The 13401-nt window shown below is 71.2% G+C and carries 11 protein-coding genes; 9 read left to right on the top strand and 2 right to left on the bottom strand.

Features of this window, described 5'->3' with window-relative positions; all coding sequences use genetic code 11:
- Positions 1-9: 9 nt before the first annotated feature.
- From STRCI_RS18495 to STRCI_RS18465, 7 genes are all read left to right on the top strand, one after another.
- Positions 10-1656, top strand: coding sequence for an acyclic terpene utilization AtuA family protein (locus STRCI_RS18495; RefSeq protein WP_418953466.1), 1647 nt, complete (start codon positions 10-12; stop codon positions 1654-1656).
- A complete protein-coding gene (locus STRCI_RS18490; RefSeq protein ID WP_269660068.1) occupies positions 1653-3251 on the top strand; it encodes an acyl-CoA carboxylase subunit beta in 1599 nt (532 codons plus the stop codon). The genes STRCI_RS18495 and STRCI_RS18490 overlap by 4 nt, the downstream gene beginning before the upstream one ends.
- Positions 3252-3261: 10 nt before the next feature.
- A complete protein-coding gene (locus STRCI_RS18485) occupies positions 3262-5106 on the top strand; it encodes an acetyl/propionyl/methylcrotonyl-CoA carboxylase subunit alpha (protein ID WP_269660067.1) in 1845 nt (614 codons plus the stop codon).
- 68 nt (positions 5107-5174) lie between these two features.
- A complete protein-coding gene (locus STRCI_RS18480; protein ID WP_269660066.1) occupies positions 5175-6311 on the top strand; it encodes an acyl-CoA dehydrogenase family protein in 1137 nt (378 codons plus the stop codon).
- A 28-nt stretch (positions 6312-6339) separates the two neighbouring features.
- The gene (locus STRCI_RS18475; RefSeq protein ID WP_269660065.1) at positions 6340-7908 is read left to right on the top strand and encodes a 4-coumarate--CoA ligase family protein; all 1569 of its coding nucleotides are present in this window, start codon (positions 6340-6342) and stop codon (positions 7906-7908) included.
- The gene (locus STRCI_RS18470; protein ID WP_269660064.1) at positions 7905-8639 is read left to right on the top strand and encodes an enoyl-CoA hydratase family protein; all 735 of its coding nucleotides are present in this window, start codon (positions 7905-7907) and stop codon (positions 8637-8639) included. Before STRCI_RS18475 ends, STRCI_RS18470 begins: the two co-directional genes overlap by 4 nt.
- A complete protein-coding gene (locus STRCI_RS18465; protein ID WP_269660063.1) occupies positions 8627-9238 on the top strand; it encodes a TetR/AcrR family transcriptional regulator in 612 nt (203 codons plus the stop codon). The genes STRCI_RS18470 and STRCI_RS18465 overlap by 13 nt, the downstream gene beginning before the upstream one ends.
- Before the next feature lie 9 nt (positions 9239-9247).
- Here STRCI_RS18465 and pdxH read toward each other — a convergent pair whose 3' ends face one another.
- Positions 9248-9916 carry a pyridoxamine 5'-phosphate oxidase gene (gene pdxH, locus STRCI_RS18460; protein ID WP_269660062.1) on the bottom strand — a complete coding sequence of 223 codons (669 nt, stop codon included), beginning with the start codon at positions 9914-9916 and terminating at the stop codon, positions 9248-9250.
- 310 nt (positions 9917-10226) lie between these two features.
- On the opposite strand from pdxH, the gene STRCI_RS18455 reads away from it, so the two are divergent.
- Positions 10227-11327, top strand: a complete 1101-nt coding sequence (locus tag STRCI_RS18455) for a citrate synthase 2 (protein WP_269660061.1) — start codon at positions 10227-10229, stop codon at positions 11325-11327.
- Between the two features lie 43 nt (positions 11328-11370).
- Here STRCI_RS18455 and STRCI_RS18450 read toward each other — a convergent pair whose 3' ends face one another.
- The gene (locus STRCI_RS18450) at positions 11371-12357 is read right to left on the bottom strand and encodes an isopenicillin N synthase family dioxygenase (RefSeq protein WP_269660060.1); all 987 of its coding nucleotides are present in this window, start codon (positions 12355-12357) and stop codon (positions 11371-11373) included.
- 509 nt (positions 12358-12866) lie between these two features.
- On the opposite strand from STRCI_RS18450, the gene STRCI_RS18445 reads away from it, so the two are divergent.
- A complete protein-coding gene (locus tag STRCI_RS18445; protein WP_269660059.1) occupies positions 12867-13313 on the top strand; it encodes a GNAT family N-acetyltransferase in 447 nt (148 codons plus the stop codon).
- Positions 13314-13401 lie beyond the last annotated feature (88 nt).

The raw sequence follows: 13401 nt of genomic DNA, 5'->3' as shown, positions 1-13401 counted from the left end.
TTCGACGCCATGCGCGAGATGCTCACCGGTGGCGAACTCGACGTCCTGACCGGTGACTACCTCGCCGAACTGACCATGCTGATCCTCGGCCGGGACCGGCTGAAGGACCCCGGCGCCGGGTACGCGCGTACCTTCCTGCGGCAGTTGGAGGAGTGCCTCGGGCTCGCCCACGAGCGGGGGGTCCGGATCGTCGCCAACGCGGGCGGGCTCAATCCCGCCGGACTCGCCGACGCCGTACGGGAGTTGGCTGCTCGCCTCGGTCTGTCCGTCCGCGTCGCGCACGTCGAGGGCGACGACCTCACCGCCGCCCACCCGGGCAGCCTCGCCGCCCACGCCTACCTCGGCGGCTTCGGCATCGCCGCCTGTCTGCGGGAGGGCGCCGACGTCGTCGTCACGGGGCGGGTCACCGACGCCGCCCTGGTCACCGGCCCCGCCGCCGCCCACTTCGGCTGGGCCCCGACGGACTACGACCGGCTCGCGGGCGCCGTCGTCGCGGGGCATGTACTGGAGTGCGGGGCGCAGGCCACCGGCGGGAACTACGCCTTCTTCGGCGAGCGGCCCGTCCGCGAACTCCTGCGGCCCGGCTTCCCGCTCGCCGAGATCCACGAGGACGGCACCGCCGTCATCACCAAGCACCCCGGCACGGGCGGCTTCGTCGACATCGGCACCGTCACCGCCCAGCTCCTCTACGAGACCGGCGGCGCCCGGTACGCCGGGCCCGACGTCACCGCCCGCCTCGATACGGTCCAGCTGTCCTCGGACGGCCCCGACCGCGTCCGTATCGCCGGAGTACGCGGCGAGGCCCCGCCCCCCACCCTCAAGGTCGGCGTCAACCGGCTCGGTGGGTTCCGCAACGAGGTCACCTTCGTGCTCACCGGGCTCGACATCGAGACCAAGGCCGAGCTGGTGCGCGCGCAGATGACCGACGCGCTCGCGCTCGCCAAGTCGCCGCCCGCCGAGGTGCGGTGGGAACTCGTCCGGACCGACCGCCCCGACGCCCCGACCGAGGAACTCGCCAGCGCCCTGCTCCGGCTCGTCGTCCGGGACCCGGACCAGGCGGCGGTCGGGCGGGCGCTCAGCGGAGCCGCCATCGAGCTCGCCCTCGCCAGCTACCCCGGGTTCCATGTGCTCGCACCACCTGGGAAGGGCGCTCCCTATGGGGTCTTCGAGGATGTGTACGTCCCCCATGGCGACGCCGCACATGTGGCCGTACTCCATGACGGGCGGCGGGTAGCTGTGGCGCCGCCCCAGGACACGCTCGTACTCGATGACGTGGCAGAGCCCGACCCGCCCGAGCCGCTCCCCGATGGCCCCTTCACCCGTGCCTTCACCCGCGCCCCGCTCGGCCGCATCGCCGGAGCCCGCAGCGGCGACAAGGGCGGCAACGCCAATGTCGGCGTCTGGGTCCGTACCGACGCGGCCTGGCGCTGGCTCGCGCACGAGCTGACCGTCGACCGGTTCCGCCAACTCCTCCCGGAGTGCGAAGGGTTGACCGTCCGCCGCCATGTCCTCCCCGAACTCCGCGCGCTCAACTTCGTCGTCGAGGGCATCCTCGGCGCCGGAGTCGCCGCACAGCACCGTTTCGATCCCCAGGCCAAGGCGCTCGGCGAGTGGCTGCGCGCCCGGCACCTGGACATTCCGGAGGCCCTCCTGTGACCGTCCTGTCCTCCGCGCTGGATGTGAAGAGCCCGGACCACCGGGCCAACCGCGAGGCCATGCTCGCCAAGCTCTCCGACCTCGACGCCGAGCACGCCAAGGCGCTCGCGGGGGGCGGGGAGAAGTACATCGCGCGGCACCGCAAGCGCGGCAAGCTCCTTGCGCGGGAGCGCATCGAGCTGCTCCTCGACCCGGACACGCCGTTCCTGGAGCTGTCTCCGCTGGCCGCCTGGGGGAGTGACTACGCCGTCGGCGCGTCCCTCGTCACCGGTATCGGGGTTGTTGAGGGTGTGGAGTGTCTGATCACCGCCAATGATCCGACCGTGCGTGGTGGTGCCAGCAATCCGTGGTCGCTGAAGAAGGCCCTGCGCGCCAATGACATCGCGCTCGCCAACCGGCTGCCCTGCATCAGCCTGGTGGAGTCCGGTGGCGCCGATCTGCCGTCGCAGAAGGAGATCTTCATCCCCGGGGGCGCGATCTTCCGGGACATCACGCGGCTGTCGGCGGCCGGGATTCCGACCGTCGCCGTCGTCTTCGGCAACTCCACCGCGGGTGGCGCCTACGTCCCGGGCATGTCCGACCACGTGATCATGGTCAAGGAGCGCGCCAAGGTGTTCCTCGGCGGGCCGCCGCTGGTCAAGATGGCGACCGGTGAGGAGAGCGACGACGAGTCCCTCGGCGGTGCCGAGATGCACGCGCGTGTGTCGGGGCTCGCGGACTACTTCGCCGTCGACGAGCAGGACGCGCTGCGGCAGGCCCGGCGGGTCGTCGCCCGGCTCAACCACCGCAAGGCGTACCCGGATCCGGCGCTCGCCGAGCCGCCCAAGTACGACGCCGAGGACCTGCTCGGCATCGTCCCGGGGGATCTGCGCACGCCCTTCGACCCGCGTGAGGTCATCGCCCGGATCGTCGACGGCTCCGACTTCGACGAGTTCAAGCCGCTGTACGGCGCCAGCCTGGTCACCGGCTGGGCGAGCCTGCACGGCTACCCGGTCGGCATCCTCGCCAACGCCCAGGGCGTGCTCTTCAGCGAGGAGTCCCAGAAGGCGGCCCAGTTCATCCAGCTGGCGAACCAACGGGACATCCCGCTGCTCTTCCTGCACAACACCACCGGCTACATGGTCGGCAAGGAGTACGAGCAGGGCGGGATCATCAAGCACGGCGCGATGATGATCAACGCGGTCTCCAACTCCCGCGTCCCGCACCTCTCCGTGCTCATGGGCGCCTCCTACGGCGCGGGGCACTACGGCATGTGCGGGCGGGCCTACGACCCGCGGTTCCTGTTCGCCTGGCCCAGCGCCAAGTCGGCCGTCATGGGCCCGCAGCAGCTCGCGGGCGTCCTGTCGATCGTCGCCCGGCAGTCGGCCGCCGCCAAGGGGCAGCCGTACGACGACGAGGCGGACGCGGCGCTGCGGGCCATGGTGGAGCAGCAGATCGAGTCCGAGTCGCTGCCGATGTTCCTGTCCGGGCGGCTGTACGACGACGGCGTCATCGACCCGCGCGACACCCGCACCGTCCTCGGCCTGTGCCTGTCCGCCGTCCACACGGCGCCCTACGAGGGCGCGCGCGGCGGCTTCGGCGTCTTCCGGATGTGAGGGACCACCAGTGATCACTTCTGTACTCGTCGCCAACCGCGGCGAGATCGCCTGCCGTGTCTTCCGCACCTGCGGTGAGTTGGGAATCCGGACGGTCGCCGTGCACTCGGACGCCGACGAGAACGCCCTCCACGCGCGCGTGGCCGACGCGGCCGTACGCCTCCCGGGCGCGACGCCCGCCGAGACGTATCTGCGCGGCGACCTGATCGTGAAGGCCGCCGTCGCGGCCGGCGCCGACGCCGTGCACCCCGGCTACGGCTTCCTCTCGGAGAACGCCGACTTCGCGCGGGCCGTCCTGGACGCGGGCCTGGTCTGGATCGGTCCGCCGCCGGAGGCGATCGAGGCGATGGCGTCCAAGACGCGCGCCAAGGAGCTGATGGGGCTCGCGCCCCTGGGCGAGGTCGCGCAGAGCGACCTGCCGGTGCTCGTGAAGGCGGCCGCGGGCGGCGGGGGGCGCGGCATGCGGATCGTGCGCTGCCTGGAGGAGCTCAGCGCCGCCCTGGAGAGCGCGCGCGCCGAGGCCGCGAGCGCCTTCGGCGACGGTGAGGTCTTCGTCGAGCCCTATGTGGAGCGCGGTCGCCACGTCGAGGTACAGGTGCTCGCGGACGCGCACGGCACGGTGTGGGCGCTGGGCACGCGCGACTGCTCCCTCCAGCGCCGCCACCAGAAGGTGATCGAGGAGGCGCCGGCGCCCGGGCTCTCGGAGCGGCTCGCGGAGGAGCTGCGCGCGCTGGCCGTACGCGCCGCGCGCGCCGTGCACTACGTCGGCGCCGGCACGGTCGAGTTCCTCGTCGCCGACGACACGGCGCACTTCCTGGAGATGAACACCCGCCTCCAGGTCGAGCACCCCGTCACGGAGGCCGTCTTCGGCATCGACCTGGTCGCCCTCCAGCTGAGCATCGCCGAGGGCCACCCCCTCGACCCCGAGCCGCCCCACGCGCGCGGCCACGCGGTCGAGGCCCGCCTCTACGCCGAGGACCCGGCCCGCGACTGGGCCCCGCAGACCGGCACCCTGCACCGCCTCGCCGTACCCGACGGCGTCCGCCTGGACAGCGGCTACGGCGACGGCGACGAGATCGGCATCCACTACGACCCGATGCTCGCCAAGCTGATCGCGCACGCCCCCACGCGCGCGGGCGCCCTCCGCCAACTCGCGGGCGCCCTGGAGAAGGCGACGATCCACGGCCCCACCACCAACCGCGACCTCCTCGTCCGCTCCCTGCGCCACGAGGAGTTCACGACGGCGAGTATGGACACGGCCTTCTACGACCGTCACCTCACCACCCTGACCGAACCCGCCCCCGACCCCCACGCCCCCCTGGCCGCAGCCCTGGCCGAAGCCGCCCGCTCCACCTCCCGCTTCGGCGGCTGGCGCAACGTCCCCTCCCAGCCCCAGACAAGGCGCTACGCGCGGGGCGACGAGGAACACGAGGTCCACTACCGCCACACCCGGACCGGCCTGGAGGCGGACGGCGTGCGCGTCGTGCACGCGGCCGCGGATCTCGTCGTACTCGAAGTGGACGGAGTACAGCGCCGCTTCGAGGCGGCGCGCTACGGAGACCAGGTCCACGTCAACACCACGACCCTGACCCAACTGCCCCGCTTCCCCGACCCGACGGCCCAACTGGCCCCTGGCTCCCTGCTGGCTCCCATGCCGGGAACGGTGGTCAGGATCGCCGAGGGACTCACGGCGGGATCCGCCGTAGCGGCCGGAGCCCCCCTCCTCTGGCTGGAGGCGATGAAGATGGAACACAAGATCACAGCACCCGTCACAGGAACGCTCAGCGCGTTGGACGTGGCCACGGGCCAGCAGGTCACGGTCGGCCAATTGCTGGCGGTAGTGGAAGAAACCTGAGGGGCGCGGGGCTGCATCGATATGCGGCTCCGCCGCGCGAGCGCGACCAGCCACGACGAAGGAGCCACATGAGCACGATCGAGACCGAGGAACACAAAGCGCTCCGAGCAGCCGTATCCGCTCTGGGAAAACGCCACGGCCGTAACTACGACCGCGAAGAACTCTGGTCCGAGGCAGCCAAACTCGGCTACCTCGGCGTCAACCTCCCTGAGGCATACGGAGGCGGAGGCGGCGGCATCGCCGAACTCTCCATCGTCCTCGAAGAGCTGGGCGCGGCAGGCTGCCCCCTCCTCATGATGGTCGTCTCGCCGGCCATCTGCGGAACAGTGATCGCCCGCTTCGGAACAGAGGCCCAGAAGCGGGAATGGCTCCCCGCCCTCGCCGACGGCACCCGCACCATGGCCTTCGGCATCACCGAACCCGACGCCGGTTCCAACAGCCACCGCATCACCACCACCGCCCGCCGCGACCCGGACACCGGGGACTGGCTGCTCACCGGCCGCAAGGTCTTCATCTCCGGCGTCGACATCGCGGACGCGACCCTCATCGTCGGACGCACCGAGGACGCCCGCACCGGCAACCTCAAGCCCTGCCTGTTCATGGTCCCGCGCGACGCCGAAGGCTTCTCGCGCCGCCAGATCGACATGGAACTCAACGCCGCGGAGAAGCAGTTCGAGCTGACCCTGGACGACGTACGACTGCCCGCCGAGGCGCTCGTCGGCGACGAGGACGCGGGCCTCCTCCAGCTCTTCGCCGGACTCAACCCCGAGCGGATCATGACGGCCGCCTTCGCGATCGGCATGGGCCGCTACGCCCTCGCGCAAGCGATTACGTACGCCCGCGAACGCACCGTCTGGAAGGCCCCCATCGGCGCCCACCAGGCCATCGCCCACCCCCTCGCCCAGGCGCACATCGACCTGGAACTGGCCCGCCTGATGATGCAGAAGGCGGCCCTGCTCTACGACGCGGGCGACGACGTCGGGGCCGGTGAGGCGGCCAACATGGCCAAGTACGCGGCTGGGGAAGCCTGTGTGAAGGCCGTCGACCAGGCCGTGCACACCCTCGGCGGCAACGGCCTCACGCGGGAATTCGGGCTCGCCCGATTGATAACTGCCGCACGCGTGGCTCGTATTGCACCGGTGAGCCGGGAGATGATTCTCAACTACGTCTCCCACCAGACCTTGGGTCTGCCCAAGTCGTACTGACCGGCACAGCGTTGTGCGAGGAGGCCCCATGTTCCGCAGCGAGTACGCAGACGTGTCCCCCGTGGACCAGCCCATCCACGAGTTCGTCCTGGGCCGCGCCGAGGAGTTCGGCGAGCTGCCCGCCCTGATCGACGGCACCGACGGCACCACCCTGACCTACGCCCAGGTGGACCGGTTCCACCGCAGGATCGCCGCCGCGCTCGCCGAGGCCGGGGTCCGCAAGGGCGATGTGATCGCCCTGCACAGCCCCAACACCGTGGCCTTCCCGACCGCCTTCTACGCCGCCACGCGCGCGGGTGCCTCGGTCACCACCGTGCACCCGCTCTCCACGCCCGAGGAGTTCGCCCGCCAGCTCGGCGACAGCCGGGCCCGCTGGATCATCACCGTCTCACCCCTGCTGGAGGCCGCCCGGCGGGCCGCCGAACTCGCGGGCGGAGTCCAGGAGATCTTCGTCTGCGACAGCGCGCCGGGACACCGCTCGCTGATCGACATGCTCGGCTCCACCGCCCCCGAGCCGGAGATCGACATCGAACCCGGCGAGGACATCGCCGCGCTGCCGTACTCCTCGGGCACCACCGGCGTGCCCAAGGGCGTGATGCTCACCCACCGGCAGATCGCCACCAACCTCGTCCAGCTCGACGCGGCCGTCACCGCGGGCCCCGGCGAACGCGTCCTCGCCGTCCTGCCGTTCTTCCACATCTACGGCCTGACCGCTCTGATGAACGCGCCCCTGCGCAAGGGCGCCACCGTCGTCGTGCTGCCCCGCTTCGACCTGGAGACCTTCCTCGCGGCCATCCAGAACCACCGCATCACCGCGCTGTACGTGGCCCCGCCGATCGTCCTCGCCCTCGCCAAGCACCCGGCGGTGGAGAACTACGACCTGTCGTCCCTGAAGTACCTCATCTGCTCCGCCGCCCCGCTGGACGCCCAGCTCGCCGCGGCCTGCTCCCGGCGCCTGAACCTGCCCCCGATAGGCCAGGCGTACGGCATGACGGAACTCTCCCCGGGCAGCCATGTCGTCCCCCTGGACGCCATCGGCGAGGCGCCCCCGGGCACGGTCGGCCGGCTCATCGCGGGCACCGAGATGCGGATCGTCTCCCTCGACGACCCGGACAAGGACCTCGGCGTCGGCGAGTCCGGCGAGATCCACATCCGCGGCCCGCAGGTCATGAAGGGCTACCTGGGGCGCCCCGACGCCACCGCCGCGCTCATCGACGCGGACGGCTGGCTGCACACCGGGGACGTCGGCCATGTCGACTCAGGCGGCTGGCTGTTCGTCGTTGACCGGGTCAAGGAGCTCATCAAGTACAAGGGCTTCCAGGTGGCCCCCGCCGAACTGGAGGCGCTGCTGCTGACCCACCCGGGCATCGCCGACGCCGCCGTCATCGGGGTGTACGACGACAACGCCAACGAGGTGCCCCGCGCGTATGTCGTCCGCCAGCCGCTCGCCGACGACCTGACCGAGAGCGACGTCATGATGTACGTCGCCGAACGCGTCGCCCCCTACAAGCGGGTCCGCCAGGTCACCTTCATCGAGGGCGTGCCCCGGGCGGCCTCCGGGAAGATCCTCCGGCGCGAGCTCAGGGAGCGCACATGACGCTGATCGGCCGTACCCACGCGCGGGGCGTCGAGATGCTCATCCTCGACTCGCCGGACAACCGCAACGCCCTGTCGGCGGCGCTGGTCGGCGAACTCGCCGACGCGCTGACCGACTGCGCCAAGGACACGGACGTCCGTGCGGTCGTCCTCACCCACACCGGCAACACCTTCAGCGCCGGCGCCGACCTGCGCGACCCGCCGCACCCGGACGCCCTGGTCGGCCTGCTCCGGCAGATCGTGGAGCTGCCCCGGCCGGTCCTCGCGCGGGTCACCGGCCACGTACGCGCGGGCGGCCTCGGCCTGCTGGCCGCCTGCGACATCGCGGCCGCCGCGCACACGGCGAGCTTCGCGTTCACGGAGGTACGCATCGGGGTGGCGCCCGCCGTCATCTCGCTCCCCCTGCTCCCGCGCACCGACCCCCGCGCCCTGGCCCGCTACTACCTCACCGGCGAGCGCTTCGACGCCCCCGAGGCTGCCCGCATCGGCCTGCTCACCGCCGCCGGGGACGACGTCGACGCCGTACTGGAACCCGTCCTCGACGGCCTCAGGCGCTCCGCCCCCGAGGCCCTGGCCGAGACGAAGCGGCTGCTCACGGCTAGGGTGCTGGAATCATTCGACCGGGACGCGGGCCGGCTCACCGCGCTCTCGGCCCGGCTGTTCGCCTCCCCGCATGCCCGCGAGGGGATGACGGCCTTCCTGGAGCGACGGGATCCCTCATGGGTGGTGTGAGTACGGCGGAACGCGACCGCGTTCCCAAGCAGGACCGCAGCCGGGCCACCCGGCAGCGGCTCCTGGAAGCCGCGGTGTCCTGCCTCGCCGAACACGGCTGGGCGGGCTCCACGGTGTCCGTCGTCGCCGAACGCGCGGGCGTCTCCCGGGGCGCCGCGCAACACCACTTCCCGACCCGCGAAGACCTCTTCACGGCGGCCGTCGAGTACGTCGCCGAGGAACGCTCCACCGCCCTGCGCGCCCTGTTCCCGGAAGGCCCCGCCGAGGACCGGCGGGCCGTGGTGGCGGCCCTGGTCGACCTCTACACCGGCCCGCTCTTCCGGGCCGCGCTGCATCTGTGGGTCGCCGCCTCCAACGAGGAGCAGCTGCGCCCGAGGGTGACCGAGCTGGAGGCCCGCGTCGGCCGCGAGACGCACCGTATCGCCGTGGACCTGCTCGGCGCGGACGAGTCCGAGCCCGGCGTACGCGAGACCGTGCAGGGCCTGCTGGACATGGCCCGCGGACTGGGCCTCGCCAACCTGCTGACGGACGACAAGGCGCGGCGCGAGCGGGTCGTGGCCCAGTGGGCCGCCCTGCTGGACCGCACGCTCAAGGACTGAGCGGCCCGCTCAAGGACTGAGCCGCTCCACCCGCCAGCTTCCGTCCGCCTGGGTGACGTACCGCAACCGGTCGTGCAGCCGGTTCTCACGGCCCTGCCAGAACTCCACCGACTGCGGGGCCACCCGGAAACCGCCCCAGTCCGGCGGCACCGGCACCTGCTCGCCCTCCGGGTAGCGGGCGGTCAGCTCGGCGTACGAGGCGTCCAGATCGGCCCGGGTGGGGATCACCGCGGACTGCTCGCTGGCCCAGGCGCCGAGCTGGGAGCCGTGCGGGCGGGTCCGGAAGTAGGCGGCCGTCTCGTCCCGCCCGGTACGCCGCGCGATGCCCTGCACGATGACCTGGCGGGCCATCTGGTGCCAGGGGAACAGCAGCGAGACGTACGGGTTCTCGGCCAGGTCACGCCCCTTGCGGGAGCCGTAATTGGTGTAGAAGACGAAGCCCTGCTCGTCGAACTGCTTCAGCAGCACCGTGCGCGAGCTGGGGTGGCCCTCGGCGTCCGCGGTGGAGACGACCATGGCGTTCGGCTCGAACAGATGAGCCTCGCTCGCGGCCTGCTTGAACCAGCGCGCGAACTGCTCCACCGGAGTGGCGGGCAACTCGTTCTCGGCGAGGCCCGCGGCCCGGTACTGCTTGCGCATCGCGGCGGGATCCGGCGGTACGGCGTCTCGGTCGGTCACGCGGTCATCTTGCCGTATCCGCACGGCCCGTTCGGCACGGTCCGTCCGGCACGGTGTCCTTCATCACTGCGTGGCACTCAGTGCCGCAACTACTCCCCAAAGGTGGCACTCGGGGATATCGTTCTGGTGCCGCCTCGGTTGGGTGACCGCCAGCCGGGAATCACTGGGGTACCGCCCAGGACCGCGAGTCCTTCGAGCCACGACCGCGGATCCACCGGGCGCGAGCCGCCCCTGCCGCACCAGACCCGACACGGTCCGCACCATCCCCCGACAACACCATCTGTCGCACGAATCACGAGGGAGCCGCCTGATGTCCGACTTCGTACCCGGACTCGAAGGAGTCGTCGCGTTCGAGACGGAGATCGCCGAACCCGACAAGGAGGGCGGCGCACTCAGGTACCGGGGCGTCGACATCGAGGACCTCGTCGGCCACGTCTCGTTCGGCAACGTCTGGGGCCTGCTCGTCGACGGGGCCTTCAACCCCGGACTGCCGCCCGCCGAGCCGTTCCCGATCCCGGTGCACTCCGGCGACATCCGCGTCGACGTGCAGTCCGCGCTGGCCATGCTGGCGCCCGTATGGGGCCTGAAACCCCTGCTCGACATCGATGCCGAACAGGCCCGCGACGACCTCGCGCGCGCCGCCGTGATGGCCCTGTCCTACGTCGCCCAGTCCGCGCGCGGACAGGGCCTCCCCATGGTTCCGCAGCGCGAGATCGACAAGGCGCAGTCCGTCGTCGAGCGCTTCATGATCCGCTGGCGGGGCGAGCCGGACCCCAAGCACGTCGCCGCCGTCGACGCCTACTGGACCTCCGCCGCCGAGCACGGCATGAACGCGTCCACGTTCACCGCGCGGGTCATCGCCTCCACCGGCGCCGACGTGGCGGCGGCGCTCTCCGGCGCCGTAGGAGCCATGTCCGGACCGCTGCACGGCGGAGCCCCCTCCCGCGTGCTCTACATGATCGAGGAGATCGAGCGCACCGGCGACGCCGAGGCGTACGTCAAGCAGGCCCTCGACAAGGGCGAGCGGCTCATGGGCTTCGGACACCGGGTCTACCGCGCCGAGGACCCGCGCGCGCGAGTGCTGCGGCGCACGGCGCGCGAGCTGGGCGCGCCGCGGTTCGAGGTGGCCGAGGCACTGGAGAAGGCCGCGCTCGCCGAACTCCACGCCCGCCGCCCCGACCGGGTGCTGGCCACCAACGTCGAGTTCTGGGCGGCGATCGTGCTCGACTTCGCCCAGGTGCCGGCGCACATGTTCACATCGATGTTCACCTGCGCGCGCACCGCGGGCTGGTCGGCGCACATCCTGGAACAGAAGCGGACCGGACGCCTGGTACGGCCGTCCGCCCGCTACATCGGTCCGGGCTCCCGGGACCCCCGGGAGATCGAGGGCTACGGGGACATCGCGCACTGAGAGAGCCGGAAGGGCGCCCCGCCCCGGGCGCCCTTCCGCACACTCACGCGGGCGTCAGCAGCCCCGAGTGATGACGCTCAGCCACCAACGGATGCGCCCGCAGCTTGCCCTTCAGCTCGTTGTAGCCGTACTCCGCGAAGAGCGGGTTGCCGGGGTCGGCGGTGATGCCCGGCGCACTGGAGGCGTACGGGAAGGGAACCGGCTCCACGCGCGCGTCCAGCCGCGGGTTGTAGAAGAACGGCACCGAGAACCGCTCGGTGGCCCCCGGCGGGGAGACGACCCGGTGATTGGTGGCGATGAGATAGCCATGGGTGGCCACCTCCAGCAGCTCACCAAGATTGACGACGAAGGCGCCGGGCAGCGGCGGTACGTCGTGAAAGAACCCATCGGCCCGCTGCACCTGAAGCCCACCGACCTGGTCCTGAAGCAGCAGCGTCAGAAAGCCGTAGTCCTTGTGGGCGCCCACACCCTGATCGCCACCGTCCGAGGCGCTCCCCGGATACCGGACGAGCTTGAGATGCGGGTGGGCGTGCTCGCCGAAGATGGGGTCGTAGAAGTCGGCGGGCGCCCCGATGGCGACGAGCAGCTCACGCAGCAGCCGCTGAGCGACGGCACTGAGCCGCTCGACCCAGGCGAGCGCGGCGGCACGCAGCTCGGGAAGCGCGGCGGGCCACTGATTCGGCCCCTGAAGCCACCAGTACGGCGCGTCTGCGGGCCCCGGAACCCGGGCGGCCCGCTCGGCCCCGATATCGAGCTGATCCCGCCAGTCCCGCGCCCCACCCGTCCGCTCGTCCCCGGTGCGGGTGTAGCCGCGGAAGTGGGGCGAGTTGATGTTGTCGAGCGCGAGCCGCTCGGCCTCGGGCAGGGCGAAGAACCTCCGCATGGCGGACAGAAGCCGCTCGGTCTCCTCGGCACCGACACCATGCCCGACGAGCTGGAAGAACCCCACGTCATGGGCGGCACTGTGCAGCCGCGCATGCAGATCAGGGGCGGTGAGATCAATGATCGGAAGCTGCTGGTACGACGACATGACTGTGTCCCGCGAAGAAGAGAGGGAGGGAAAGGGGCTCTGGATCAGACAGAGCGCCGACAGCCCATGCTCGTGACGCGGACGAAGTCCACGTGGCGGCGTCGAACGAGCGAAATCATGCCCCCAGCGTACTGCGCACCGAAGATTTCCCCGATGGCACACATCACACCCGAAGATCCTCCGCCCCGGGAATGCGGCCGGGAACGCAGACGACCCGCGAGCTCGGGTCCTCCGCCAGGGCGGAAGGGCCGGCCGGACGTACCGGCGAGCTCGCGGGTCGGGTGACTGCTTGGGATTGGGCCGGCTGCGCGCATCTTTCACGCACTGGTCCGGCACCGCACTTGCGGGGTGTCGGGCCGCTAGCCCGCAGCCACCTCACGCGTCCGGTTTCCATACATCTGCCGAACCACCTCCCTTCTTGTGTGCACCACACACTAGGAACCGCCGGCGACCGGATCAACCGCTTTTTCCTGAGGTTGAGGTGTACGCGGCATGGGAAGGTGGCGGGGATGGATGATCTTCGGGTCGAGGTGGTTGCCGGCGAGCGCATGCTGGAGCAGTGGCGGTACGTCCACAACGTCATCGTGCCGCCGGACGAGCTGAGCGCCGATGAGGTGCGGGAGCGCAGTGGGCGGCATCGGCTGGAGAACGCGTATCTCGGGGACGTGCTGGTCGGGTGCTCGACCGTGCGGCCGCCGGATGGGGAGGGTGCGGTCGCGATCGTCATCGCGCGGGTGCTGCCCGAGTTCCGGGGGCGGGGGTTCGGGCACGCTCTGTACGAGCACTGTCTCGCCCATGCGCGGGGGCTCGGGGCGCGGGGGATCCGGACCGTCGTGCTGGCGGCCAACGGTGACGGGGTGCGGTTCGCCGAGGCGCGGGGGTTCGTCGAGGTGGAGCGGTATGTCGCGCCCGAGGACGAGACTGAAGTGTGGCTCACATTCGGGCTTGAGGATTGAGTGGTACGACGTCTCCGGCAAGCAACGATTCCCTCAATCTTGCGGGAAGCCGATGTGCGCTGCGTCACGTTCGAGTTGAATGATTGTT

The organism is Streptomyces cinnabarinus (assembly GCF_027270315.1).
Taxonomy (GTDB): Bacteria; Actinomycetota; Actinomycetes; order Streptomycetales; family Streptomycetaceae; genus Streptomyces; species Streptomyces cinnabarinus.
The sequence above is the reverse complement of the archived record's forward strand: the minus strand, read 5'-3'. Positions and strand labels throughout refer to the sequence as shown.

Bases quoted from the DNA above. Each gene is read 5' to 3' on its own strand.
- STRCI_RS18495 (WP_418953466.1), top strand. From the start codon at position 10: ATGCGCGAGATGCTCACCGGTGGCGAACTCGACGTCCTGACCGGTGAC.
- STRCI_RS18480 (WP_269660066.1), top strand. From the start codon at position 5,175: ATGAGCACGATCGAGACCGAGGAACACAAAGCGCTCCGAGCAGCCGTA.
- STRCI_RS18475 (WP_269660065.1), top strand. From the start codon at position 6,340: ATGTTCCGCAGCGAGTACGCAGACGTGTCCCCCGTGGACCAGCCCATC.
- STRCI_RS18470 (WP_269660064.1), top strand. From the start codon at position 7,905: ATGACGCTGATCGGCCGTACCCACGCGCGGGGCGTCGAGATGCTCATC.
- STRCI_RS18465 (WP_269660063.1), top strand. From the start codon at position 8,627: ATGGGTGGTGTGAGTACGGCGGAACGCGACCGCGTTCCCAAGCAGGAC.
- STRCI_RS18455 (WP_269660061.1), top strand. From the start codon at position 10,227: ATGTCCGACTTCGTACCCGGACTCGAAGGAGTCGTCGCGTTCGAGACG.
- STRCI_RS18450 (WP_269660060.1), bottom strand. From the start codon at position 12,357: ATGTCGTCGTACCAGCAGCTTCCGATCATTGATCTCACCGCCCCTGAT.
- STRCI_RS18445 (WP_269660059.1), top strand. From the start codon at position 12,867: ATGGATGATCTTCGGGTCGAGGTGGTTGCCGGCGAGCGCATGCTGGAG.